Below are 25,425 nucleotides of genomic sequence, written 5' to 3'. Positions count from 1 at the left end.
TGGGCACGCTTGCGCTTTGCCCACCCTACGACGGCTCTGCTTAACTCAGCGTCCCCGCATGCACCCACCAGTCGGGGTGGTCGCGGCGGATCGTCTCGGCTGCGGCATGCGCCTCGACAGGTCCGCCGAAGATCGCAAAGCAGGTCGCGCCCGAACCCGACATACGGGCGAGCTTGACGCCGGCACGGGCGCGCAAGGCGTCCAGCACCTCGCCGATCACCGGCTCGATGCGCATTGCGGGGGCCTCGAGATCGTTGGCAACGGTCGAAAGCACGTCGACCCAGTCGGCAGTCGAGGCGCCCTCCCCCGGCCAGGCCGGCGCTTCGAGGACGTCGGTGGCGCCGACCAAAAGTTCGCCATTGCGCAGGCCCAGCGCCTGGAACACGTCCTTGGTCGCCACCGGGACGCGCGGGTTCACCATCACGCTGGGCATGCTCGGCAGCATCAGCGGCAGGAGCTGCTCGCCGACCCCGGTCATGTCGCAGGCGCGCGACAGCAGGCACACCGGCACATCGGCGCCGGTCGCAAGCGCGACCTCATGCAAGCGGGGATCATCGAGCGAGAGATTGTTGAGGCGCGCGAGCAGGCGCATTGCCGCCGCAGCATCCGCCGAGCCGCCGCCGATACCGGCTGCGACGGGCAGCACCTTGTCGAGCGCGAAGGCACCGAGCTTCAGGTTCGGCACGGCCTCAGTGAGAAGCCTTGCCGCCTTGAGCACGAGATTGTCGGCGGTCTCGCCGCAGGCTGCAGCCAATGGGCCCGTGGTGGTGAGCTTCAGCTCTTCGCCCGGCTCGAGCACAAGACGATCGGCGCAATCGGCGAATGCGACAACGCTTTCGAGATCATGATAGCCGTCGGTGCGACGGCCGACGACGCGAAGGCTCAAATTGACCTTCGCGCGCCCTTCTTCAATCAACGCCGACATCGGCGACCAACCCCCAAACTCTCATTTTGCGCATGATCTCCGCGCAAACGCTACGCGTTTGTCGCGAGGGAAAACCGTTGCACACCTTTCCGGATCATGCGCGGCCCGATCAGCCGCCCTTGCCGTCGTCCTTCTTCTTCTCTGCCTGCGCGGCCGAAGAGTTCGAATTGTCGTCGGTGAGACCGTTGGCGATCTTGGCCTCGATCTTCGGCAGATCGTCCGGCTCGGGTTTCAGATCGCGCGCGTGCGACCACTGGAATTTGGCCTCCAGCGTGCGGCCGATGCGCCAATAGGCATCACCGAGATGGTCGTTGATGGTGGGATCCTCGGGCTTCAGGTCGATCGCACGCTCGAGGTTCTTCACCGCCTCCTCGTAATTGCCGATGCGGTAGTAGGCCCAGCCGAGCGAGTCGACGATGTAGCCGTCGTCGGGACGCTGCTCGACGGCGCGCTTGATCATCTTCATGCCGTCGTCGAGGTTGACGCCCTGGTCGATCCAGGAATAGCCGAGATAGTTGAGGACATGCGGCTGGTCGGGCTGGAGCTCGAGCGCCTTCTTCATGTCGGCTTCCGCCTTGCCCCACTGCTTGGAGCGCTCCTCGCAGATGCCGCGGTAGTAGTACCAGACGCTGTTGGACTTGTCGGCGCCGGCAGGCAGCACCTCGATGCCTTGCGAATATGTCGCGCCGCAATCACCGAACTTCTTGCGACCGCGCTCGATATTGCCGAGCGCCATGATGGCTTCGAGATCCTTGGGATCTTCCAGGACCACGGATTTGAGGATCTTGATCGACTCGTCGGTCTTGTCGGCGGAGTCGAGATCGACCGCGAGCTGGATCTGCGCGTTGCGCTTCAACGGCGAGCTCGCCGGCACGCGCTCATAGATCTTGATCGCCATCTGCGGCCGCTTCACCGATTCATAGAGGTCGGCGAGCGAGAGCAGCGCGAGCGGATGGCTCGGCTGGAGATACAGCGCGAGCTGGAGATAGACCAGCGCAAGGTCCTCCCCGCCGCGGCGGGTCAGCGTAGCACCGATGCCGTAGAGCGCTTCGGCCGCACCTGCTTGCGCGGAATCGATCAGCGGCGGCATCTTCTTGCCGGCGCGGGCCTCGCGCAGGCCTTCCTGGATCAGCGGATGACGGGCGAGCTTCTTGTCGAAGGCCTCGTAGACGGTGGTCGCGGCGGCCGCATCCTTGTTGCGCGACAGCCAGCGCGCATAGGCTTCGGTGATGCGCAGCATGGAATCGTCGAGCTTGTAGGCGCGCTCGAAGCGGACTCCGGCGTCCTTCTCCTTGCCGGCGAGTTCGAGGATCAAGCCCGCATGGAGATCCTTGAACAGCGGATACCATTCAGGGCCGGTCAGCTTGTCGATGCTGGAGACGGCAGCCTTCGAGTCGCCCGCGCCATAGGCGGCCCAGCCGGACAACAGCGTCGCGACGAGATCGGTGATCGGCCCGCGGATCGACTGGTTGATGTTGCTCTGGGCGGTCGCGTATTTCTTCATCTTCAGGTCGTGCACGCCGACGACGAGGCGCGCGACGCGGTTCGACTTGTCGATGGTCAGGATGCGCTCGGCGAGCTTGACGGCTTCGTCGATGTCGCCATCTGCGACGGAGGAGATGAAGGCGCGGTCGAGCAGCTCGTTGTTCTTGGGATCGGTGCGCAGCGCCGAGCGGTAGAAGGCGGCCGCGGACGAGGCGTCGCGTTCGACGCTGGCGTGGCGGGCGGCGAGATAGCTGCCCGCGCCGGTGAGCGACTTCAAATCGTTCCGGGTCGGAAACTGCACCGCGGTGTCGGCTGGATGATCCGGCGTCTGCGCCAGGACCGCGCCGGGGACCGCCACGATCGCAGAACCGGCAAGGGCGATGGCAGCAGCAGTCCAGCGGTTGAAACGATTTGAAAACATCAGGGCTCGCCTTAAGTTTGGAAAGTCGGGGTCGTCTCGCTTGCAAACGCGACCGGTAGCATCGGGACCCGGAACCGTCATGGCCGGGAACAATGCCGCTTTTGGCGCCCAATCGCAAGGATTCGGCGGGGTTTTCGGAAGCCGATTCGGCGCTCGCCCGTTACCGGCCCAGTCCGCCCCAAGATCCTGCCCAAGACGCTTTTACTATGGCCTTATCGTGGCCGCGGACGGCGATCCGTGGTCACCGCTCCCTCACGCAATCGTGCGGCAGTTTGCCCGAATCCTACATGGCCTCGTAGTTCGGGCCGCCGCCGCCCTCCGGCGGAACCCAGGTGATGTTGCCGTTCGGATCCTTCACGTCGCAGGTTTTGCAATGGACGCAGTTCTGGGCGTTGATCTGGAAGCGCGGAGCCGCGCCCTCCTCCACCCATTCATAGACGCCGGCCGGGCAGTAACGGTTCGAGGGGCCGGCAAAGACGTCGTGTTCCGAGGTCTTCTGAAGGTTCATGTCGGCAACCCTGAGATGAACCGGCTGGTCCTCTTCGTGGTTGGTGTTGGACAGGAACACCGACGAGAGCTTGTCGAAGGAGATCTTGCCGTCGGGCTTGGGATAGTTTTTCGGTGCGTGGCTCTTCGCCGGATCGAGCGTGGCGCGGTCGGGCTTGGCGTGCGACTGCGTGCCGAACAGCGAGACACCGAACAGCGTGTTGCACCACATGTCGAAGCCGCCGAGCGCGACACCGAGCACGGTGCCGAACTTCGACCATAGCGGCTTGACGTTGCGCACCAGGAACAGGTCCTTGCCGACCGGGGAAGATCGCCATGCATTCTCATATTCGGCGAGCTCGTCATTGGCGCGGCCCGCGGCGAGCGCGGCGGCGACATGCTCGGCAGCGAGCATGCCCGAGCCCATCGCGTTGTGCACGCCCTTGATGCGCGGCACGTTGACGAAGCCCGCGGCACAACCGATCAGCGCACCACCGGGAAAGCTGAGCTTCGGCACCGATTGGTAGCCGCCCTCGGTGATGGCGCGCGCACCATAGGCGAGCCGCTTGCCGCCTTCAAAGGTGCCGCGGATCGAGGGATGGGTCTTGAAGCGCTGGAACTCATCGAACGGCGACAGATAGGGATCGTCGTAGTTGAGATGCACGACGAAGCCGACGGCCACGAGATTGTCGTCGTAATGATAGAGGAAAGAGCCGCCGCCGGTCTTCATGCCGAGCGGCCAGCCGAAGGAATGCTGGATCATTCCCTTCTGATGCTTGGCCGGATCGATCTGCCAGACCTCCTTCAGGCCGATGCCGAATTTCGCCGGCTCGCTCTTGGCATCCAATGCGAACTTGGCGATGAGTTGCTTGGTGAGGCTGCCGCGGGCGCCTTCGGCGAACAACGTGTACTTGCCGAGCAATTCCATACCGCGGGTAAAGGAGTCCTTCAGCGAGCCGTCCTTGGCGATGCCCATGTCGCCGGTGGCGATGCCCTTCACCGTACCGTTCTCGTCGTAGAGCACCTCGGCAGCCGCAAAGCCCGGGTAGATTTCGACGCCGAGCGCTTCGGCTTTCCGCGCCAGCCAGCGACAGACATTGCCGAGCGAACCGATGTAGCAATGATGATTGTTCATCAGCGGCGGCATCATGAAGTTCGGCAGCTTGATCGCGCCGCCCGCCGTCATCCAGTAGAAGCGGTCGTCCTTGACCTCTGTCTTTAGCGAGCAGTCGGGATCATTCCGCCAGTCGGGAATAAGCTTGTCGAGGCCGGCGGGATCGATCACGGCGCCTGAGAGAATATGCGCGCCGACTTCCGAGCCCTTCTCCACCACGACGATGTTGAGATCGGCGTTGAGCTGCTTCAGCCGGATCGCGGCCGACAGGCCCGAGGGGCCGGCGCCGACGATGACGACGTCGAATTCCATGGATTCGCGCGGAGGAAGTTCTTCGGTGCTCATCTGATCTCAGCCCTTGAGACGGTCCTTGGTCGTTTGCGCCCTCTTGTTTCCGATTTTTCCGGGCAGGACAACCTCGGAAATGCGTTTCGCTGGGATGCAAGGCCCCCTAAACTGACCTAAATGTCATAAGTAGCCATGATCAGCGAACCCGCCCCCACCGTCCGCGAGCTGCTGGCCTTCTATCTGGAGGCCGGCGTCGATTGCGCGCTTGCCGAGGAACCGATCGATCGCCTGGCCGAGCCGGAGGCGCCGCCCCCGGCCGCACGCGCGGTTCAGCCGGTCGAAGCGCCGAGGCCCATTGCAGCGCCGGCCGTGATGCGCGGCGAGGCTGCGCCCGCGCCTGACGTTGCGATCGCCTCGGCGCGCGAGGCCGCGCGGACCGCACCGACGCTGGAGGCGCTACGCGAGCTGATGCAGAATTTCGACGGCTGCGCTTTGAAGAACACCGCGACGCGGCTAGTGTTCGCTGACGGCAACCCGCAAGCGCGCATCATGTTCGTCGGCGAAGCGCCGGGTCGTGATGAGGACATCGAAGGACTGCCCTTCGTCGGGCGCTCGGGAAAGCTGCTCGATCGCATGATCGGCGCGATCGGGCTCGATCGCAGCAAGGCCTATATCGCCAACGTCATCCCGTGGCGGCCGCCCGGCAACCGCACGCCGACGCCGCAGGAGACGCAAACCTGCCTGCCCTTCATCCAGCGCCAGATCGAGCTCGTGAATCCCGACGTGCTGGTGACGCTCGGCAATCCCTCGACACAGACGCTGCTCTCGACGCGCGAAGGCATCATGCGCACGCGCGGTCGCTGGTTCGACTACGACACGGGCGAGCGCGTCATCCGCGCGCTGCCGACATTCCATCCGGCCTATCTGCTGCGCTCGCCGTCCTACAAGCGGCTGGCCTGGCAGGATCTGCGCGCGATTGCGAAGGTGCTGGCGGGGTAGCTCGCACTCGTGTCCCGGCTCTGCGGAGAGATAGGCCCCGGCTCAGCAGCGCAGCATTTCATGCCGCGCTGCGTCCGGGGCACGAGAGCTCCTCACGTCCCCTTCGGGCGCACGATGGCCCAGCCGATGCGCAGCAGCGGCTGGCGGCCGTTCACCAGCCATTCGAAGGCGCGCGGCACTTCGGGCACGATGCCGGGGAAGCGTTTGGCGATCTCCGGCGGCGGGGTGCCGGCGGTATCGGAGGCGCGCCAGACCACGACGCCGCCAGTCTCGCTGAACCTCGCCGGTGTGAACCAGGGCGTGCGCTGCGGCTCGGCGTCGATGAGCAGATGTGGCCGGCCGGAATGCAGCGCGATCAGGCTCGCAAGCTGCGTCTCGCCGGCGACCGCGCGCAGACGCTGGTTGGTGCGGCGAGCAAAGCTGTCGTCGAAAAAGTCCGAGATCGCACGCGCAGGCATCGAGGTCGTGATCTCGCTGGTCCCGGCCCAGGGCATCAGGAGAACCGCCAGCACGATGCCCGCAGCGGGCGCGGCGACGGCGGCCGCCCACACCGTGCGCAGCACGCGGGCGCGGCGCATCGCGATCAGGTCGCCGGCGGCGACGATCACGGCGAGGCCCGACATCAGCAGTACGAGGCCTGCCCCGCCCGCCACGCTATCGAGCCCGAGCAGGCCGGAGATCAGGACCGCACCGAGCGCGGGCGCGAGCGCAAAGAAGTAGACGAAGTTGCGCGCCAGCGGCTCGACCGGCGGCCGGTAGATGATGGGCGCGTCCTCGCTCTTGCCGGCGAACCACGTCGTGTTGAGGAAGGTCAGCACCGGAATCGCAACCGCGCCGAGCAAGAGGCCGCCGAACAGCCAGGCTGTGTTGATCGTACGTAGCTTCAAATCCTCAAGCTGCGGCAAGGCCGGCATGGACAGCGTCTCGGCACGCATCAGCCAGATCGCATAGGGTAGGACCAGCACGGCAACGACGACGAGCGCATAGATCGGATCGAGCGCACGCAGCGTTTTGCGGCCGCCTTCAGTCGCGACCGCGAAGATGACGAGCAGCAACAGCAGGCCGATGGCAGCCGGCGTCGTCAGCAGCAGCAGCCCGGCGGCGATCGACCAGGCGAACCAGGCGTTGCCGCGGCGCTGGCCGATCAACTGCCAGGAGTGCAAGAGGAGCAGCGCCCAGAGCGGGCGCGCCAGCACCATCGGACCGAAGTCGAGCGCGGGCGAGGAGAACGCCAGCACCGTCATGGTCAAAAGCACGGCGAGCACCGCCTGCTGCGTGCCGACCACCGCGCGCGCCAGATGATAAAGCGCGATGAAGGTCGCGATCTCGCAGAGCTCGGCCAGCACATAGACGCCGATCATGTGGTTGCCGGCGGCGCGATAGGCGATGTCGGCGAGCCAGAAAGCCAGCGGCGGCCCGAGCCCGGTGCCGACCTGATATTCGCGGCCAAAGGCAAGCAGCGTGGCGAGATTGCCGGGTGGGCTGCGATAGAAGATCAGCGCCACGAACAGCCACATCGCGGCCTGGAGCAGCACCACGATCCACACCACCAGCCGCGGCCGGGCGCGGATCAGCTCGATGACCAGGGAGGTAAACCGCATGCAAGGTCCGAAATGATGCAGCCAACCCGTCCAAGCCGGCGCGTCCATGTCTGATAAAGCGCGCTGCGCGCCGTGGCAACCAACTCGTCTCCCTCTCCCCGTTCTTACGGATAGAGGTGAAACCCGCCGCTAGAGATTGGCCGAAACGTCGACCTGTATCTCTGCCTCAACCTGCACAACCGCCTCATCCACGGCCGTGAACAGGTCGCGCCTCGGTTCGACCGTCCAGGGCATGTGCTTCTCGCGCGCCGCGACGACGGGGGCGAAGAAGCTGCGGTGGTGGATCGAGGGACCGAGGCGGTCGAGCGCGTCCAGGTGTTCCGGTACGGCGTAGCCCTTGTGCTGCTCGAAACCGTAGCCCGGACAATCCGCCGCCAGTGCGCACATCAGCCGGTCGCGCGTCACCTTGGCAATGATCGAGGCGGCAGCGATCGAGAGCACCAGGCCATCCCCGCCGATCACGGCCTCGCAGTCGCAGGCCGTATCGAGCCTGTCGCGACCGTCGACGAAGACGTGGCGGGGCGACTCTGGCAGCGCCACCACCGCGCGCTTCAGCGCCCAGAGCGAGGCGCGCAGTATATTGTCGCGGTCGATACGCGCCGGCGAGGCGACGGCGACCGAGACCTGCGCGGTTGCGCAGATCTTGTCGAACAGCTTTTCGCGCTCCTCGGCCGTCAGGCGCTTGGAATCGTCAATGCCTCGCGGGATCCGGTTTGGGTCGAGGATCACGGCGGCCGCCACCACAGGCCCGGCCAGCGGCCCCCGTCCCGCCTCGTCGCAACCGGCAACCGGCCAGACGCCGCGCTTGATCAACGCGCGCTCGCGGCGAAAGCTCGGCGGCGCGACGGCGATGATACCCTTGGCGGCCTTTTCGGCGCCCTTAGGTTCCTTCGCGGCCGCTTTGGGCTCTTTCTTCGCGGCCTTCCTGGCCGGCTTGCTGGCGGACTTGTCCCGAATCATGGCCGCGATCGTGCGCACGCAGGTCCGGCCTGCGCAACCGGGAACCTCGGATATTCCCGTTATTCAGACCCGCCTGAGTCAGAACAGACTGAGCTGTTCGCCGCCGCGCTTCGGCTTGGCGAAGTGATCGGTGGTCAGCTTCGACCTGCGCTTGTTCAGACCTAGCCGCTCGCAGGCTATCTCGAAGCGGCGACCGATGGTCCAGGCCATTGGACCGGTGCCCTTCATCCGCTCGCCCCATTTCGAGTCGTAGTCGCGACCGCCGCGCATGTCGCGGATCAGGGTGAAGACGTGGCGGTAGCGATCCGGGTAGTTCGCCATCAGCCATTCACGGAAGAGGTCGCGGACCTCGAGCGGCAGCCGCAGCAGCACATAGGAAGCTTCCTTGACGCCGGCATGCGCGGCCGCATCCAGGATGCGTTCGATCTCGGAATCGTTCAGCGCAGGGATCACGGGAGCGACCATCACGGTCGTCGGGATACCGGCCTCCGTAAGCTGCTTCAGCACCTCCAGACGCTTGGGCGGCGTGGAGGCGCGCGGCTCCATGGTGCGCGCCAGCTTCGGATCGAGCGTGGTCACCGAGATCGCAACCTTGGCGAGGTTGCGCTTGGCCATGCGCGAGAGGATATCGATGTCGCGCGTCACCAGCGCCGATTTGGTGACGATGCCGACGGGATGGCCGGCGCGCTCCAGCACCTCCAGGATGCCGCGCATGATTTTGCGCTCACGCTCGATCGGCTGATAGGGATCAGTGTTGGTGCCGATAGCGATCATCCGCGGCTCATAGCCGGTCGCGGCAAGTTCCTTCTCGAGCAGCGCCGGCGCCTCGGGCTTGGCGAACAGTTTTGACTCGAAGTCGAGCCCAGGCGAGAGCCCGAGATAGGCGTGGGTCGGCCGCGCGAAGCAATAGACGCAACCGTGCTCGCAGCCGCGGTAGGGATTGATGGAACGGTCAAAGCCGATGTCGGGGGAGTCGTTCCGGGTGATTACCTTGCGCGAGTTGTCGACGGCCACGGTGGTCTTGAACGGCGGCAGTTCCTCGAGGCTCTGCCAGCCGTCATCGAAGGCGACGCGCGCCTCGGCCTCATAACGGCCGCTGGCGTTGGACTGGGCGCCGCGCCCGCGCCTGCGTTCGCGGTCGATCGCGACGGCAAGCTCAGGAAACGCGGAAGGCGCACCCGCCGGCTCGGAGGGCGCCGTGACCGGCGGGTGCTTGAGGGCATGAGAGGATGCTCGACTCATGAAACCAAGATAGCACGCGATCGGAACAAATCAAGAACAAGAACGTAAAAGCCGCAAAACAACCCCATGCAAAGTAGCCGCCCAAACTTAGCGCACCGAATTTTGACCTCGCTCAAGGGTTGCCGGCCGCGTTGCCGTTTGATGCCGCCGGTAGAAACGGGATCGATCGCCCGGGAACCGGGTTGGTGACGGTCGTCGCAACAAGGGCAGCCCATCATGACAAGCCAACAACAAGCGCGCGCCAGCGGAGGCGACCTCGACCTGCTCGATCGCTACTGGCGCGCCGCCAACTACTTATCCGTCGGACAAATCTACCTTTTGGACAATCCGCTGCTGCGCGAGCCGCTCCGCCCCGAGCACATCAAGCCGCGCCTGCTCGGCCATTGGGGGACGACGCCGGGGCTGAACTTCATCTATGCCCATCTGAACCGCGCGATCCGCACGCTCGATCTCAGCGTCCTCTATATCTGCGGCCCCGGCCATGGCGGCCCGGGCATGGTCGCCAATACCTATCTCGAAGGCAGCTATAGCGAGATCTATCCAGACATCGGGCGCGATGCGGACGGATTGCGCAAGCTGTTCAGGCAGTTCTCCTTCCCCGGTGGCATTCCGAGCCACGCGGCGCCGGAGACGCCGGGCTCGATCCATGAAGGCGGCGAGCTCGGCTACGCGCTGGTCCACGCCTATGGCGCCGCGCTCGACAATCCCGACCTGATCGTCGCCTGCGTCGTCGGTGACGGCGAGGCCGAGACAGGGCCGCTTGCGGCGTCCTGGCATTCGAACAAGTTTTTGAATCCTGCGCATGACGGTGCGGTGCTGCCGATCCTGCATCTCAACGGCTACAAGATCGCCAACCCCACCGTGCTCGGGCGGATGCGCGACGGGGAGATCCGCGATCTCTTCCGTGGGCTAGGCCACGAGCCGCTGTTCGTCGAGGGTGATGATCCCAAAACGATGCACAGGATCATGGCGGACGCGCTCGACGTGGCGCTGGCGAGCATCCGCTCGATTCAGCAGCATGCGCGCGAAACAAGGACCGCGATCGAGCGGCCGCGCTGGCCGATGATCGTGCTGCGCTCACCGAAGGGCTGGACCGGACCAAAGGAGGTCGACGGGCTGAAGGTCGAGGGCTTTTGGCGTGCCCACCAGGTGCCGGTTGCCAATTGCCGCGAAAATCCGGCGCATCTGAAAGTGCTCGAAGCCTGGATGAAGAGCTACGCGCCGGAGGAGCTGTTCGACCCCCACGGCACGCTTGTTCCCGAATTGCAGGCCCTCGCCCCCACCGGCGACCGCCGCATGGGCGCAAATCCGCACGGCAATGGCGGACTGCTGAAGCGCGAGCTCAAGCTGCCCGATTTCCGCAACTTTGCCGTCGAGGTGAAGCAGCCGGGCAAGACGGTCGCCGAGGCAACGCGCGAGCTTGGCAAATTCCTGCGCGACGTCGTCAGGCTGAATGCGGATGCCCGCAACTTCCGCATCATGGGCCCGGACGAAACCGCGTCAAACCGGCTTGACGCCGTATTCGAGGCGACCGAACGGGTCTGGATGGAGCCGACCGAGCCTTATGACGTCCACCTCGCCCAGGATGGCCGTGTCATGGAGGTCTTGAGCGAGCATCTCTGCCAGGGCTGGCTCGAAGGCTATCTGCTCACCGGACGCCACGGCTTCTTCTCCTGCTATGAAGCCTTCATCCACATCGTCGATTCGATGTTCAACCAGCACGCCAAATGGCTGAAGGTGTCGCGCGAGCTGACCTGGCGGCGGCCGATCGCCTCGCTCAACTATCTCCTGACCTCGCATGTCTGGCGCCAGGACCATAACGGCTTCAGCCATCAGGACCCCGGCTTCGTCGACCTCGTCACCAACAAGAAGGCCGACATCGTCCGCGTCTATTTCCCACCCGACGCCAACACGCTGCTGTGGGTCGCCGATCACTGCCTGCGCACCTATGACCGCATCAACGTGATCGTTGCCGGCAAGCAGCCCGCGCCGCAATGGCTCACCATGCAGGATGCGGCGACGCATTGCGATGCCGGCATCGGCATCTGGACCTGGGCCGGCACGGAAGATGCCGATGGCGAGCCTGACGTCGTGATGGCCTGCGCCGGCGACGTGCCGACGGTGGAAACGCTCGCAGCGGTCGATCTGTTGCGGAAGGCGCTGCCCGATCTGAAGATCCGCGTCGTCAACGTCGTCGATCTCATGACGCTGCAACCGAAGGAGCAGCATCCGCACGGCCTTTCCGATCGCGATTTCGACTCGCTGTTCACGCACGACAAGCCGGTGATCTTCGCCTATCACGGCTATCCATATCTCATCCATCGCCTGACCTACAGCCGCGCCAACCATGCCGGCATGCATGTGCGCGGCTTTGCCGAGGAAGGCACCACGACGACACCGTTCGACATGGTCGTGCTCAACGAGCTCGATCGCTATCATCTGGCAATCGAGGCGATCGAGCGCGTACCTGATCTCGCGACGAAAGCCGCGCAGATCAAGCAGCAGTTCCGCGATGCCCTGCTCAAACATTCGCGCTACGTGCGCGAGCACGGCGAGGACATGCCGGAGATCCGCGACTGGGTGTGGCCGAGCGGTGCGGGCGGGACGACGCGGGCTTAAAGCGCGATGAGATCAAGACGATTAGCCATCTTGGGGACACCTCTCCCCAGCGGGCCGAGCCGCTCAGTCCCGAGTCCTTCGGCGCCTCTCATTTCTGTCCGACGCAGGTCCGTGCCGGAGCGTCCGCAGGACGGCAATGAAGAGCAGCGCTGCGACTGGCCAATGAAACCAGATTCTGTGCAGACCCGTGAAAACATTGATCAGAATCAGAAAGGCCGAAACTGTGAGAATTGCTGCAACGGGGCGAGGCAGGATCGCCCAACGATCCGAGATGAAGCTCATCCAGTTGGACGGCTCGTATCGGCCGCGAATCGTTTGAGCACCAGCTTCCGAGCCTGCAGCCGCTCCAACCTGAGGAGCAGGGCTTGCGCCACCTCGCCCAACGGCTCCGCCGCCCAGGGTCACCCGATAGGTGGTTACGGGGGCCACGTTCTTCATCTGTTGCTGACCGAGACAGTCAAAGCCAAGAGATAGTTTGTTGTGCACCTGATCGTAGACGGAAGCCGAGACCATGACGCCACCAGGCTCGGCGAGCTCTTGCAGCCGTGCCGCGATGTTGACCCCGTCGCCAAAAATGTCGGAACCATCCACCATCACATCTCCTAGATTGACGCCGATGCGAAACCGCATCTGTGGCGCGTGAGGTGGGGCCGAATTCTGACTGGAAACTTCCTGCTGAATCTCGACCGCACATTGCACGGCCTCGACAACGCTGGCGAACTCGGCGATCACGGCGTCGCCCCATGTATTCACAATCCGCCCGTCGTGGCGCTCCACCAATCCTGCAATGGCAGTGCGGCAGCGGCGCAGCATCTCCAGCGTTCCCGCTTCGTCCGCTCCCATCAGGCGAGAATAGCCGTGCACATCCGCGCACAGGACAGTAGTCAGCCGCCGTTTCACCTTGTCGTCGGTCATCGATCACATGGTATCTCATTGACCGCCAAATGCACCAGGCATCGTCTGGCGCGACAGCGGTTAGTGGTGTTCATGGCCATCGCGTCATTTGCCGCGCCTGCACAAAAGTCATCGCTATTGGAACAAAGCAGTACGTGCCCATTGATCTAGTGAGTGCCAGCGAGGATCTGGATACAGCCGATCACGACCTCGATCACGATCAGCACCACCACAGCCACTTCGAGGCGCAGTGAACGCTGCGTGTCGATGATATCGGTCAGCGCGTTCGCGGTCCCGGAAATCGCGGCAAGCTTGCGCTCGAGCGTGTCGAGGCGCTCCTTCAATTCATACTCGTCCTCGAGCCGCGAATAGAGGCGATCGAGCCCGGGTTTCTCCCAGAGCACGTCGGGCTTCTCCGCGACGGCGACACGGCCAGCGACGCGCTGCTGCACCAGCAGCGCGTTGCCGATCAGTTGCAGGATTCCCTTGCGTCGGCGCGGCGTGCGGCCGCGCTGAGCAAGCTCGCGCGCAAACGGCTCGATGACGTCGAAGACGGCGGCGACGCGGCGCTCGTCGCGGGCGAGCGCCGTGCTCTTGGCGAGCGCATCAGCGATGAGAAGCAGCCGGTCGTCGGAGAATTTGCTGATGCAGATCGGTCCGCCCGGCTGGATCACTTCGGCGTTCTCGTCGTTGCAGAGCTGCGCGTGCGCGGTCTCCTCCTCGTAGGGGCTGAACTCACCAATCACGCGCGGCTTCAATGTGTCGATCAGGACCTTCTCTTCGGAGGGCAAGAGGCCGATCAGCACCACGACGCCGTAGCGAAAGATCACGGCGAGTCCGGCGTGGACGCGGAACGCAACCGGCGTCGACGACACCAGCGTTCCGATCTCCAGGCCCGCCGCATTGATGCGGTCGCCCAGCATCACGGCACGGATCCGCAAACCAGGTGCCGCGTCCGCCCTGGACGGTGCTGCAGTTGCGCCAACAGTCAGTTGATCGGCATTCACACGAATATCCTGCTTGGTATCCTGCTTGGCGTTACGGTGAGGCGGTAGGCGACTGTGCTGGAGCCAACGAAGAGCTCAAGATCGCGATCGCAGATCATGCAGCATATTCGCCGCGCTCACATCTTCGCGATGATAGCGTGGTCCGATGCAATCCGGCGCCGCATTTCGCACCGATGAGATCACCTTTTCGCATGATTGCTCACCCCTTGCGGCAAAGCGCCGGGCACTACAATGGCGGCCGAAATTTGCAAGAATGTGATTTGCCGCGCATGGACAAGCTTCGCGATGAAAACGGCCGCACGCATGCGGAGCGCGGGGACGCCGAAAGATGCCGCAAGACTACGGCCTTGGCGCGACATGCTTGGCTGCGGAGGGCTGCACGGTTTACCATTCTGCGACACCGTAGCACCAACGCGCCGGCAAATCGTTGCGTCCGGCGCCGCCGCACGGTTATACGCTATAACAATTGCGCTTTTCCCACAGCTTGAGACCATTGAAGCCTCAATCATGCTGAGCGTCATCATACCGACCGAAGGCGTCGAACAGCCGGCGGTCGCAACTCTGGCCGCGCTGGTCCCCGGGGCCGCTGCCGGCCTGATCAAGGAAGTTCTCCTGGTCGACGGCACGCGTAACGGCGTGATCGAGCGCGTCGCCGACGTCGCGGGCTGCCGCTTCATCGGCTACGAAGGCTCGACGCAAGGCGCGGCGCTTGCCGCCGGGGCGCTCCAGGCGCGTTCGCCCTGGCTGATGTTCCTGCATGCCGGCGCGGTGCTCGAGACCGGCTGGATCGAAGAGACCACGCAGTTCATCCAGGCGGTCTCCGCCAGCGGACGCGACCGCGCGGCGGTCTTCCGCTATGCGCGCTCGCCCTACAATGATACCAGCCTGCGCGACATCATCCGCCTAGTGGCGCGGAAAATCATGGGGCCCCTGGGCGATCAGGGGCTTCTGATTGCGCGCGACCATTACGACCGGATCGGCGGCTACCCGCCCCAGGCGCGCCGTTCCGAGGCGCAGTTGCTACGGCGGCTCGGCCGCTCGTCCCGAACGCTGTTGCGGAGCAAGATCGTCACGGTGACGTGAGGCCGAAATATACTTGCCAAAGTCAACTAATTAATTGACAATGGCAAGTATTGGAGGTGCCCCATGTCGCCAAGCATGTCATCCAGCCTGCCCGCAGGCGCTTCTGCCGGACACGTGTCCGACGACCAGGTGGAGGCGGTTCGCGCCTTCAACCGCTTCTACACCCGCAAGCTCGGCGTGCTCGACCAGCAGCTTCTGAAAACGCCATTCTCGCTCAGCGAGGCGCGCGTGCTCTACGAGCTCGCCCATGGCGGCGAGCGCTCGGCCAAGGAGATCGGCATCGAGCTCGGGCTCGACCCAGGCTATCTCAGCCGCATCGTGCAGAACTTCGACGACGCGGGCCTGATCGCGCGCAAGCCGCTCGCAACCGATCGGCGGCAATATCAACTGAGCCTGACGGCGAGGGGCCGGCAGGCCTTCGCAAGGCTCGAGCGCTCGTCGCAAGAGGACGTCGCCGCGATGCTGCGGCCGCTCAACGATGCCGATCGCAATCGGCTGACGGGTGCGATGGACACGGTCGAGCGATTGCTCGCGATGCCGCGCGCCCACCCGGCGGCCGCCTCGTTGCGCGATCCGCGGCCCGGCGACATGGGCTGGGTGGTGCAGAGCCACGGCGCGCTCTATGCCAGCGAATATGGTTTTGATTCAGGCTTCGAGGCGCTCGTTGCGGAGATCGTCGCAAAATACATGACTTCTTACGACGCCTCGCGCGAGCGCTGCTGGATCGCCGACATCGAGGGGCGCCCGGTCGGCTCGGTGTTCCTGGTGAAGGCGAGCGACGACGTCGCCAAGCTGCGCCTCCTGCTGCTCGACCCCACGGCGCGCGGCCACGGCGTCGGCCAGCGGCTGGTCGCCGAATGCGTCGCCTTTGCGCGCGCCTGCGGCTATCGGCAGATGACGCTGTGGACGCAAAGCATTCTGGTCGGCGCACGCAAGATCTATCAGGATGCCGGCTTCAAGCTGGTGGCGAGCGAGCCGCATCGCAGCTTCGGCCAGAATTTGATCGGCGAAACCTGGGAGCGCGAGCTCTGATGCGCGCGCGGCACCAAGCTGCGCGCCACGTCACGGCAGAACTGGTCGATCTCTACAAACGCCGCGCGCGACGGCTGCACCGCGATGCGTGCCGCGAGCTATGGCGCGCGGTGCGGCTGTCGCTGAGACTCAAGGCCAGGAAAGAGTGAATTCAGCGGAGCGAGATGCGCATCGCGCCATCTTCGCTCGCAAGGGAGAAGGGAAAGCATCGTGATTGGCTCAAGAAAGAGCTCCTCACGTGCCTGCGTCATTACACCGTCGCGCCTTGCGCTTTCGGTCTGCGCAAATGCTCGTCGAGGCGTGGCATGATCTCGACGAAGTTGCAGGGGCGCGTGCGATAGTCGAGTTGGGCAGCGAGGATGCCGTCCCAGCCGTCGCGGCAGGCGCCGGGCGAACCCGGAAGGCAGAAGATGTAGGTCGCACCGGCAACTCCAGCGGTGGCGCGGCTCTGGATCGTCGACGTGCCGATCTTGGCGTGGCTCATCATGTGAAACGCGATCGAGAAGCCGTCCATTCGCTTCTCGAACAAGGGCTCGATCGCCTCCGGCGTCACGTCGCGCCCGGTGAAGCCGGTACCGCCGGTGGTGATGACGACGTCGACGCCGGCGTCCGCAATCCAGCGGCGGATGACGTCGCGGATCGCCTCGACATCGTCGGTAACGATCTCGCGCGCGGCGAGATGATGGCCGGCTGCCGTAATCCTGTCCGCCAGCGTCTGGCCGGACTTGTCGTCGGCGAGCGCGCGCGTGTCGGAGACAGTGAGCACCGCGATGTTGAGCGGGATGAATTGCTTTGTTTCGTCGATGGAGGACATTGTTGCTCCCTCGTGTCCCGGACGCGATGCAGCGCAAGGCGCTGCGTCGCAGAGCCGGGACCCATTTTTGAGAGACCGGCCTAGATCGGTCCCAGCTCAGCAGCGCAGCATTTCATGCTGCGCAGCGTCCGGGGCACAAAACTCTCCCGACTACAACGACCCGCCGCCGAACGTGTTGCAGGCCTGCACGCTGCCTTGCTGGTAGCCGGTCATGAACCAGCGCTTGCGCTGCTCGGCCGAACCGTGGGTGAAGGAATCAGGCACGACGCGGCCCGTGGCCTGGCGTTGCAGCGTGTCGTCGCCGATCGCGCTCGCCGTGGTGAGCGCCGCGTCGATGTCGCCCGGTTCGAGGAAGTTCGGACGCTTCTTCGCCTCGCGGTTGACCCAGACGCCGGACAGACAGTCGGCCTGCAATTCCACCTTCACCTGGAGCGCGTTGGCCTCGGCCTTGGAACCGGCCTGCTGCTGCAGCCGCGTCACGCGGGGAATGATGCCGAGCAGATTCTGGATGTGATGGCCGGCCTCATGGGCGATGATGTAGGCGGTCGTGAAATTACAGGCGGACTTGCCGGAGCAGCCGCGGAAGCGGGTCTCGACCTCGCGAAAGAAGCCGGTGTCGAGGAAGATCGTCTTGTCAGGCGGGCAGTAGAACGGTCCCATCGCCGATTGCGCCATGCCGCAGCGGCCGCCATTGGTGGCGTTGCGGAACAGCACGATCTTGGGACCGGTGTAGGACTGGCCGCTGGCCTGGAAGATCTCGCTCCAGCGATCGTCGATCTCGCCCAGGATGCCGGAGATCATGCTGCCCATCTCGTCGGTCGGCGCGCCACGCTTCACCTGCCCGCCCGATGCCTGGCGATCGGTCTGGTAGCTCGGCGCCTGGCCGCCACCGGTGAGGATCTCGGCGCCGCCGATCAGGATGCGCGGATCGATGCCGAAGGCATAGCCGAGCAGGCCGAGCACGATGAGGGTGCCGATGCCGAGGCCGCCACCGCCCATCGGCAAACCGAAACCACCACCGCCGCCACCACCAAACCCACCACCACCCTCGTCGCGACGATCCTCGATGTCATCGCTGCGGCGGAAATCATCGTAACGCATGGCGGCTTCCCTTTGAGTCCCTGATTGCTTCCGCGGGACACGCAACAGCGCAAGACCTACCCGCGTCACAAACGTAAAATTTCCGTTCTGTTAATCAATATCCTGCTCGGCAAAAATTGCCTAGTGCGACAGCTCGCCGATGGCTGCATTTTTTTCCTGTAGAGCTGCAATTTTTTCCGCAAAAAAGTTTCGCACGCGCGAGGTGATTGCAGCTGCGCGAACGCGAAATATGCTGCAAAACACGAGTGATCCACGCATCTTCGCGAACGCACTGCGCGATGTCGAAGCAATCTCGAGACAATGCGGGTTAAGTCGTTTTTTACTTTGCGCGGTCAATGTAGGGGCCAGTCGGTTGTTTGGTCCCGCGTCGCCGACAGCGTCGCCTGAGTCAGAGTTCTTGAGTCATGGTTGTGTCGCGTCGCGGGGCGTCTGCAAGGGCGCCCCGCACAAATTTTGAGTCCGCCTCGCATCGCATCATCGTCGGCGATTGCGTCGCCGAGATGTCGAAGCTGGCATCCGGTTCGGTCGATCTGGTGTTCGCAGATCCGCCCTACAATCTTCAGCTCAAGGGCGATCTCAAGCGCCCCGACGAATCCCATGTCGACGCCGTCAACGACGCCTGGGACAAGTTCGATTCGTTTTCGGCCTATGACGACTTCACCCGCGCCTGGCTGCTCGCCTGCCGCCGCGTGATGAAGCCGTCGGCGACGATCTGGGTGATCGGCTCCTATCATAATATCTTCCGCGTCGGCGCGATCATGCAGGACCTCGGCTTCTGGCTCCTGAACGACATCGTGTGGCGCAAGTCCAATCCGATGCCGAATTTCCGCGGCCGCCGTTTCACCAACGCGCACGAGACCATGATCTGGGCCGCGCGCGACGAGAAGGCCAAGGGCTATACCTTCAACTACGAAGCGCTGAAGGCGGCCAATGAGGACGTGCAGGCACGCTCCGACTGGCTGATCCCGCTCTGCACCGGCGAGGAGCGCCTCAAGGGCACCGACGGCAAGAAGGTTCACCCGACGCAGAAGCCGGAAGGCCTGCTCGCGCGCGTGCTGCTGTCGTCGTCCAAGCCCGGCGATCTCGTGATCGATCCCTTCAACGGCACCGGCACCACCGGCGCGGTCGCCAAACGGCTCGGCCGCAGCTATATCGGCTTCGAGCGCGAACGGACTTACGCGCAGGCGGCCGAGGAGCGGATCGCAGCGGTCGAGCCGCTACCGGAAGAGAGCCTCGCCCCGTTCATGACCGCACGCGAGGCGCCGCGCGTGGCGTTCTCCGAGCTGATCGAGCGCGGCATGATCATGCCCGGATCAAAACTGTTCGACGCCAAGAAGAAGCTCGGCGCGCTGGTGCGTGCCGACGGCGCCATCATGCTGGGCGACAAGGTCGGCTCGATCCACCGCATCGGCGCGGTGGCGCAGGGCTCCGCCGCCTGCAACGGCTGGACCTACTGGCACGTCGAGACCAAGCAGGGCCTCAAGCTGATCGACGAGCTGCGCGCCGAAATCCGTTCCGGCATGGCGGAGTAGCGCCCCTCACCTTTTCGTCATTCCGGGGCATCGCGCGCCCCCGGAATGACGCGGCTCCTTGAATGGCCGAGCTCCCGGGACTACATTCCACACACGCTTCCTGTCTTGACCGGTCGAGCCATGCGACGACAGTCCGAGACACTGCTACTCCTGCCGCTGCTGCCGATCTTCCTGGTCGGCATGTTCCCGATGTTGATGATCGGACTTTTGGGCTTTGCCGGGCTCGCTCTGTTCGGCGTGCTGCTCGTCAGCGTCGGGCTCGCGAGCGGCAACGAGGCTCACGATACCTTCAATCACGACGTCATCGTCCACGGTTATGCTAAAGGCTCCGAGCGCGCCGCGCGGGCATCTGACGTGCATGCCGCGACGCGCCTTGCGCACCGCCTGGAAGCTGCGGGTCTCGGCGTGATCATCGCGGCGATCATTGGCTTTGTTTACACCGGCTGACCTGCACGGCGTGCAGGCTCCATCCACGAACACGTCACTTGTGCTTTCCGCAAGGGTTCGGGCAAGAGAGGGCCGCCGCGGCAATGATGCTGCGTCCGATCTCGGCTGACAAAGGACTTGGGAGATTCTCGATGCTCAAATTCTACTTCAACGGCTCGCCGAACCCGACCAAGGTTGCGCTTTTTCTGGAAGAGTCTGCCCTGCCGTTCGAGCCGGTCGCGGTCGACACCCGCAAGGGCGAGCAGTTCACGCCCGAATTCCTCAAGATCAATCCCAACGCCAAGGTGCCGGCGATCGACGACGACGGCACCATCGTGTTCGATAGCAACGCCATCCTGCTCTATCTCGCCGAGAAGACCGGCAAGTTCCTGCCCGCGCCCGCCCTGCGCCCTCAGACGCTGTCATGGCTGATGTTCATCGCCACCGGTCTCGGCCCCTATTCGGGACAGGCCGTGCACTTCAGGCACTTCTCGCCGAAGGACCAGGACTACGCGCACAACCGCTACCAGTATGAAGGCCACCGCCACTACCAGATCCTCGACGATCATCTGGCGAAGCACCGCTACATGGTCGGCGACAGCTACTCGATCGTCGACATGGCGCTGTGGGGCTGGGCTCGCATGGCCGCCTTCGTGCTCGGCGAGGACGCACCGGCGAAATACCCGAACGTCAAGCGTCTCGTCGACGAGATCTCCGCGCGGCCCGCGGCGGCGCGCGCCATCGCGCTGAAGGACAAGTTCGCCTTCAAGACCGTGATGGACGACGAGGCCCGCGACAACATGTTCAAGCACATGAAGACGAAGGTGGCCTGACCGCCCGTCCCTCCCGGGTCGCGCATCACCGCGCGGCCCGGCTCCCGCCGGCGCCGCCAGCGATCAGGCGGCGTGCACCGAGTTCAGGAACTTGGCGACCTCGAGCTTCAGCCGGCTGCTGTCCGCCGATAGCGACTTGGCGGAGGCCAGCACCTGCGAGGACGCCGAGCCTGTCTCCGAGGCGCCGCGCTGCACGTCGCCGATATTGGTCGAGACCCGCTGCGTTCCACGCGCCGCGTGCTGAACGTTGCGCGAGATCTCCTGCGTCGCCGCACCCTGCTCTTCCACGGCTGCCGCGACCGCGGCTGAGATCTCCGACAGCCGCTCGATGGTGCCGCCGATCTCCCGGATCGAGCCGACCGACTCCTCGGTCGCCGCCTGGATGCCGGAGACCTGCTGGGCAATTTCGCCGGTCGCCTTCGCCGTCTGCTCGGCCAATGCCTTGACCTCGGTGGCGACGACGGCAAAGCCGCGGCCGGCCTCGCCGGCACGCGCGGCCTCGATGGTGGCGTTCAGCGCCAGAAGATTGGTCTGGCCGGCGATCGTGCTGATCAGTTCGACGACGTCGCCGATGCGGGCAGCCGCCCTCGAGAGCTCTCCGACCCGCTCGTTCGTCCGGCCCGCCTGCGCCACGGCTTCATTGGCGATGCGCGCCGATTCCTGCACCTGGCGTGCGATCTCGCCCACCGACGAGGTGAGCTCCTCGGTGGCGGACGCAACTGCCTGCACATTGGCGGAGGCCTCCTGCGAGGCGGCTGCGACCTCCGTCGACAGATCCTGGGCGCGCGAGGCCGTGGTGGTCAGCGTGCTGGCCGAGGCTTCGAGCTCGCCCGACGCAGACGACACCGTCTCCACGATCTCGCCGACCGCCTGCTCGAACTGGTCGGCGAGCCTGACCATGTCGGCCTTGCGCTGCTCGGCCTGACGCGCCTCTAGCTCCTTCTGCTCGGCGCGCATGCGCTCGGTCTCGACCATGTTGTCCTTGAACACCTGGATCGCCTTGGCCATGTCACCGATCTCGTCGCGATTGCCGCGTCCGGGAATCTCGACCCTCAGGTCGCCACCGGCGAGCCCTCCCATCGCGCGGGTCATCGCGGTGAGCGGTCCGACGATGCTGCGGGCGATGAGGAAGGCGACGATGCAGCCGAACAGGAGGGCGACGGCGCCGGCCGCCTCCTGGATCGACGTCGTGCTCGCGATGACACCCTCGGCCGCTGCGCGCGATGCCTGATTTTCGGTCTTCAATCCGCTTTCCGCGACCTTGAGCTTGTCGATGCTTCGGACGATCAGGGGCGCGAGGTTGTTGTTGTAGATGTCGTCCGCCTTGAGCATCGCAGCCGATGTTGTCTCGAAGGCGTTCTTGTTGATCGTCAGCGATGCCTTAACCGGTGCGATCGCGGACTGGACCGCCTCCGGCAGCGTGGCACTCTCGAGCGCGGCGAGTTTTTGTTGCGTATTCTCGACGCTCGTCCTGAAGGCGGAAGCCCCCTTGCTGTCGCGCAAGGCCAGAAAACGCCAGTTCGCGATTCGGACAAGAACGATCTTGGATTCGAGATCCGCGACCGCGGCCGCGACTTCGGCATCGTGGGAGATGCGCGCAGCGATGACCAGCTTGGCGGCTTTTGCAGCCAGATCGTCACCACCCGGCAACAGGGTCGCCCTGCCCGTCCTCATCTCGTTGACGGCGTCGCCGAGATCGTCGCGCAGGGACCGCATCTTCGCGATATCGCTGATGAGATCGTTGTAGAGCTTTCGCCGCTCCTCGGAGAGCGTCGCTTTCGCGCCCACCTGAAGCAGCTCGGTCGCCGCGGCCTCCCGGTCTCCAGCCTCCCTGAGAGACGGCTCGTTCCCGTCGTGGATATAGCGAAGGTTGGCCCGCTGGATCGCCTGGAGGTGGCTCGATATTTCCAGGACCCGCGCCGTGCTGTCCGAGAGGGCCGATGCCTTTGCGACCTGGTCCTGCACAGCCCACAGGTTCCAGACGGCCACCGCGGCCATGATCAGGCCAACCGCCACGAGAGCTGCGAAGCCGGCGTAAAGACGCCCCCTGATCTTCAAACGAACGCTCGCCATTTCCTCTGTCCATCCCAAGCAAGAGACGCGGGGCAGCCGGACGAACCTGAAATCGCCAGGCGACACCCTTGCAGCCGCTGATCGCCCGCCCGGCGACTCATTGTCCGCGGCGACACAATGCTCGACACTTGTTAATTGTGTCCTTCTCGCGTCGCGTGGACGCCGGTGGAACCCGGGCAGGACAACGCATTGATCAGGCGGGCGGTTTTACACAAGATCAGCCGAAGGCTCGAACGGCAAACGGATCGGACGCAAGCTCGTGCGAACAGGCGCGTCCCGGGCACTTGTCCGCAACGCTGACACAATACGACCCGGATCAGCGTGCGGTCCCGCTCGGGGCTTGCGGAAACGGCCCCAGCGCTTTCTCGGTCAGGACCGAGTCGCAATATTCCCGGATCTCCTTGATCCTGCCGTCCTCGAGGCGAAACACCAGGCAATAGTCGTTGTCGTAGCGAGCGCCTTCCTTGGTGACGTTGTCGCCCTTGGCCTCGACCACGACGACGTCTCCGTCGGCGATGAAGCGGTGCGCCACCGTCCGCGTGCGGTCGCGAAGGCGCGAGCGGACGTGGCCGTGCAGCTCGTTGAGGATGGCGTCCTTCCCGGTGAAGGTTTGCGACCATGAATATTGCCCGGTCACGACCCAATTGGCGTCGTCGGCAAGGCGTTCGATGAACAGCGCGCGGTCGCGCGCGGCGGGATCGGGGTTCGCGGCGGCAGCGAAGATATCCTGCATCAGTTTCTTGTTGGCGGCGGCGCTCATGGCGGCTTCTCCCTTGCTTGAGTTCGCGGGGATCATCGCCGTCTCGTGCAAATTCTTCCAATCGATAGTTGTTATGATATCTATTCGCTTCATGAATTTGAATTCGCTTGACCTCAACCTGCTGAACGCGCTCGACGCGCTCTTGCGCGAAACGAATGTCAGCCGCGCCGCCTTGAGGATCGGGCTGTCGCAGCCTGCGACCAGCCACGCGCTGCAGCGCCTGCGCGACATCTTCGGCGATCCGCTTCTGGTGCGTACCGGCGCGCGGATGGAGCTGACGCCGCGGGCGCAGGCCCTGCGCGCCCCGCTTGCGCAGGCGCTCGACCAGGTGCGCGGGCTCTTCGTAGCAGAGGAATTCGATGCGGCGCGCAGTGAGCGGCAATTCCGCTTGATGATGCCCGACCTTGCCGTCGAACTTCTGATGCCCCCCTTGATGGAGAAGGTGACGCGCCTTGCGCCCAATGTCCGCATCGACGTGGTACCGTGGCGGGGACCTGCAATCTTCCACGCGGAGTTCGCCCGCACCATCGATCTCGTGATATCGATCGGCAACGCCTTCAAGGGATTTCACCGGCAGCTGCTCTATACCGACAGCGATGCGCTCGCCGTGCGGCGCGGCCATCCCGTCGGCGCTAGGCTGAAGCGGCGCGAGACGTTCCTCGCTGCGCGCCACGTCGCCGTCATCATCCGCGGCCAGGGCGAGGACCTGATCGACACCTGGCTGCGCAGCAAAGGCATCGAGCGGCACATCGCGCTCGTCGTGTCAGGCTATCTCGAGGCGCTGCATGTCGCCGCCCGCACCGACCTCGTCGCCTTCGTGCCGCGCCGGCTGATCGCGGCGCTGTCGAGGCAACTTGCGCTCTCAACCGTGACGCCGCCGCTCGATCCCGGGATCGACGAGCAGTTCATGTTCTATCCGACCCGCGCGCAGATGGATCCGGGCTCGATCTGGCTGCGACGGCTGATGCTGGAGACGGGACGGGATTTGGAGAAGCGGAAAGCTTCGTAGGGTGGGCAAAGCGAAGCGTGCCCACCACTTCTGTTGCAGCCAAGGCGGGATGGCGGGCACGGCGCTACGCGCCTTTGCCCACCCTACAACCCGAAGTCTCTCACGCCTTGTGCGCGTCCATCACCTTGCGCACGGCGGGCCGCTCGGACATCCGCTTGAAATGATCGGCGACCTTCGGTGTCGCCTTGATGTCGACGCTGTCGCCTTCGAGCCAGAGCGAGAGCGTATGGAGATAGGGATCGCAGATCGTGTACTGCTCGCCCATCACCCACGGCCCCTTCAGCATCTTCTGCTCGATCAGCGAGAAGCAGGCCCCCATGGTCTTCGGGATCATCCGCTTCATGTCCGCGAAGGAAGTCTCCTCCGCTGCCCAGCGCGCGCCGCGCATCTTGTGGGCGTGCGCCACGTGCACCGTCGAGCACAGATAGGAATTGAACGACTGCGCTTGCGCGAATGCGAAGGCATCGTCGAGCGGCGCGAGCTTGGCCTTGGGAAACATTTGCGCGATGTAGGCCAGCATCGCCGGCGTCTCGGTGAGGACCCCGCGATCGGTCACCAGCGACGGCACGCGGCCCTTGGGATTGATCGCGAGGTAGTCCGGGCTGTTCTGCTGGTTGGCCTTGAAGTCGATCCGTTCGATCGTGTAGTCGGCGCCGACCTCTTCCAGGGCGATGTGGGAAGCGACCGCGCAGGTGCCGGGGGTGTAGTAGAGCTTGAGCAT

22 protein-coding genes are annotated in these 25,425 nt (G+C 64.6%); 9 read left to right on the top strand and 13 right to left on the bottom strand.

Annotated elements, in window-relative coordinates:
• Nucleotides 1–40: 40 nt before the first annotated feature.
• The 3 genes from SO156_RS26455 to SO156_RS26445 all read right to left on the bottom strand — a co-directional run bounded on the left by SO156_RS26455 (nt 41) and on the right by SO156_RS26445 (nt 4,776).
• Nucleotides 41–925 carry a 4-(cytidine 5'-diphospho)-2-C-methyl-D-erythritol kinase gene (locus SO156_RS26455; protein ID WP_498536793.1) on the bottom strand — a complete coding sequence of 295 codons (885 nt, stop codon included), beginning with the start codon at nt 923–925 and terminating at the stop codon, nt 41–43.
• Nucleotides 926–1,034: 109 nt separating this feature from the next.
• A complete protein-coding gene (locus SO156_RS26450; RefSeq protein WP_458147849.1) occupies nt 1,035–2,831 on the bottom strand; it encodes a tetratricopeptide repeat protein in 1,797 nt (598 codons plus the stop codon).
• A gap of 283 nt (nt 2,832–3,114) precedes the next feature.
• On the bottom strand, nt 3,115–4,776 hold the full coding sequence (locus SO156_RS26445; protein WP_498536792.1) for an electron transfer flavoprotein-ubiquinone oxidoreductase: 1,662 nt from the start codon (nt 4,774–4,776) through the stop codon (nt 3,115–3,117).
• 135 nt (nt 4,777–4,911) lie between these two features.
• Between SO156_RS26445 and SO156_RS26440 the strand changes: the two genes are divergently transcribed.
• Nucleotides 4,912–5,718, top strand: a complete 807-nt coding sequence (locus SO156_RS26440; protein ID WP_498536791.1) for a uracil-DNA glycosylase — start codon at nt 4,912–4,914, stop codon at nt 5,716–5,718.
• A 92-nt stretch (nt 5,719–5,810) separates the two neighbouring features.
• Here SO156_RS26440 and SO156_RS26435 read toward each other — a convergent pair whose 3' ends face one another.
• From SO156_RS26435 to SO156_RS26425, 3 genes are all read right to left on the bottom strand, one after another.
• Nucleotides 5,811–7,319 (bottom strand): glycosyltransferase family 39 protein, encoded by a 1,509-nt coding sequence (locus SO156_RS26435; RefSeq protein ID WP_498536790.1) that lies wholly within the window; start codon nt 7,317–7,319, stop codon nt 5,811–5,813.
• Between the two features lie 129 nt (nt 7,320–7,448).
• On the bottom strand, nt 7,449–8,279 hold the full coding sequence (gene rnhB / locus SO156_RS26430; protein WP_498536789.1) for a ribonuclease HII: 831 nt from the start codon (nt 8,277–8,279) through the stop codon (nt 7,449–7,451).
• Between the two features lie 78 nt (nt 8,280–8,357).
• A complete protein-coding gene (locus tag SO156_RS26425; RefSeq protein ID WP_498536788.1) occupies nt 8,358–9,521 on the bottom strand; it encodes a PA0069 family radical SAM protein in 1,164 nt (387 codons plus the stop codon).
• A 216-nt stretch (nt 9,522–9,737) separates the two neighbouring features.
• Between SO156_RS26425 and SO156_RS26420 the strand changes: the two genes are divergently transcribed.
• Complete coding sequence (locus tag SO156_RS26420; protein WP_498536787.1) at nt 9,738–12,140, top strand: phosphoketolase family protein; 2,403 nt, start codon at nt 9,738–9,740, stop codon at nt 12,138–12,140.
• A gap of 63 nt (nt 12,141–12,203) precedes the next feature.
• Here SO156_RS26420 and SO156_RS26415 read toward each other — a convergent pair whose 3' ends face one another.
• Both SO156_RS26415 and SO156_RS26410 read right to left on the bottom strand, forming a co-directional pair.
• Nucleotides 12,204–13,055 (bottom strand): adenylate/guanylate cyclase domain-containing protein, encoded by an 852-nt coding sequence (locus tag SO156_RS26415; RefSeq protein ID WP_498536786.1) that lies wholly within the window; start codon nt 13,053–13,055, stop codon nt 12,204–12,206.
• A 146-nt stretch (nt 13,056–13,201) separates the two neighbouring features.
• Entirely contained in the window at nt 13,202–14,041 is an 840-nt protein-coding gene (locus SO156_RS26410) for an RMD1 family protein (protein WP_498536785.1), read from the bottom strand.
• 507 nt (nt 14,042–14,548) lie between these two features.
• On the opposite strand from SO156_RS26410, the gene SO156_RS26405 reads away from it, so the two are divergent.
• The 3 genes from SO156_RS26405 to SO156_RS26395 all read left to right on the top strand — a co-directional run bounded on the left by SO156_RS26405 (nt 14,549) and on the right by SO156_RS26395 (nt 16,305).
• A complete protein-coding gene (locus SO156_RS26405) occupies nt 14,549–15,124 on the top strand; it encodes a glycosyltransferase family protein (protein ID WP_458147858.1) in 576 nt (191 codons plus the stop codon).
• Nucleotides 15,125–15,187: 63 nt separating this feature from the next.
• Nucleotides 15,188–16,156: a bifunctional helix-turn-helix transcriptional regulator/GNAT family N-acetyltransferase gene (locus SO156_RS26400; RefSeq protein WP_458147859.1), complete on the top strand. Its 969-nt coding sequence runs from the start codon at nt 15,188–15,190 to the stop codon at nt 16,154–16,156.
• Complete coding sequence (locus SO156_RS26395; RefSeq protein ID WP_458147860.1) at nt 16,156–16,305, top strand: hypothetical protein; 150 nt, start codon at nt 16,156–16,158, stop codon at nt 16,303–16,305. The genes SO156_RS26400 and SO156_RS26395 overlap by 1 nt, the downstream gene beginning before the upstream one ends.
• A gap of 101 nt (nt 16,306–16,406) precedes the next feature.
• Here SO156_RS26395 and moaB read toward each other — a convergent pair whose 3' ends face one another.
• Together moaB and ypfJ are read right to left on the bottom strand one after the other, a co-directional pair.
• Nucleotides 16,407–16,970: a molybdenum cofactor biosynthesis protein B gene (moaB, locus tag SO156_RS26390; protein ID WP_458147861.1), complete on the bottom strand. Its 564-nt coding sequence runs from the start codon at nt 16,968–16,970 to the stop codon at nt 16,407–16,409.
• A gap of 150 nt (nt 16,971–17,120) precedes the next feature.
• A complete protein-coding gene (gene ypfJ, locus SO156_RS26385) occupies nt 17,121–18,071 on the bottom strand; it encodes a KPN_02809 family neutral zinc metallopeptidase (protein ID WP_458147862.1) in 951 nt (316 codons plus the stop codon).
• Between the two features lie 404 nt (nt 18,072–18,475).
• On the opposite strand from ypfJ, the gene SO156_RS26380 reads away from it, so the two are divergent.
• From SO156_RS26380 to SO156_RS26370, 3 genes are all read left to right on the top strand, one after another.
• Complete coding sequence (locus SO156_RS26380; RefSeq protein WP_458147863.1) at nt 18,476–19,603, top strand: site-specific DNA-methyltransferase; 1,128 nt, start codon at nt 18,476–18,478, stop codon at nt 19,601–19,603.
• A 120-nt stretch (nt 19,604–19,723) separates the two neighbouring features.
• Nucleotides 19,724–20,050: a hypothetical protein gene (locus SO156_RS26375; RefSeq protein WP_458147864.1), complete on the top strand. Its 327-nt coding sequence runs from the start codon at nt 19,724–19,726 to the stop codon at nt 20,048–20,050.
• Between the two features lie 131 nt (nt 20,051–20,181).
• The gene (locus tag SO156_RS26370; protein WP_458147865.1) at nt 20,182–20,862 is read left to right on the top strand and encodes a glutathione S-transferase family protein; all 681 of its coding nucleotides are present in this window, start codon (nt 20,182–20,184) and stop codon (nt 20,860–20,862) included.
• Nucleotides 20,863–20,925: 63 nt separating this feature from the next.
• Here SO156_RS26370 and SO156_RS26365 read toward each other — a convergent pair whose 3' ends face one another.
• Nucleotides 20,926–22,935 carry a HAMP domain-containing methyl-accepting chemotaxis protein gene (locus SO156_RS26365; protein WP_458147866.1) on the bottom strand — a complete coding sequence of 670 codons (2,010 nt, stop codon included), beginning with the start codon at nt 22,933–22,935 and terminating at the stop codon, nt 20,926–20,928.
• A 316-nt stretch (nt 22,936–23,251) separates the two neighbouring features.
• Nucleotides 23,252–23,695, bottom strand: coding sequence for a nuclear transport factor 2 family protein (locus tag SO156_RS26360; protein ID WP_498536784.1), 444 nt, complete (start codon nt 23,693–23,695; stop codon nt 23,252–23,254).
• A gap of 91 nt (nt 23,696–23,786) precedes the next feature.
• Between SO156_RS26360 and SO156_RS26355 the strand changes: the two genes are divergently transcribed.
• A complete protein-coding gene (locus SO156_RS26355) occupies nt 23,787–24,704 on the top strand; it encodes a LysR family transcriptional regulator (RefSeq protein ID WP_498536783.1) in 918 nt (305 codons plus the stop codon).
• A gap of 100 nt (nt 24,705–24,804) precedes the next feature.
• Here the strand turns inward: SO156_RS26355 and SO156_RS26350 are convergent, their stop codons facing one another.
• Nucleotides 24,805–25,425, bottom strand: coding sequence for a glutathione S-transferase family protein (locus tag SO156_RS26350; protein ID WP_458147869.1), 621 nt, complete (start codon nt 25,423–25,425; stop codon nt 24,805–24,807).

Source organism: Bradyrhizobium sp. UFLA05-125 (assembly GCF_059803515.1).
Note: the sequence above shows the minus strand (reverse complement) of the source record. Positions and strands in the feature narration are given on the sequence as shown.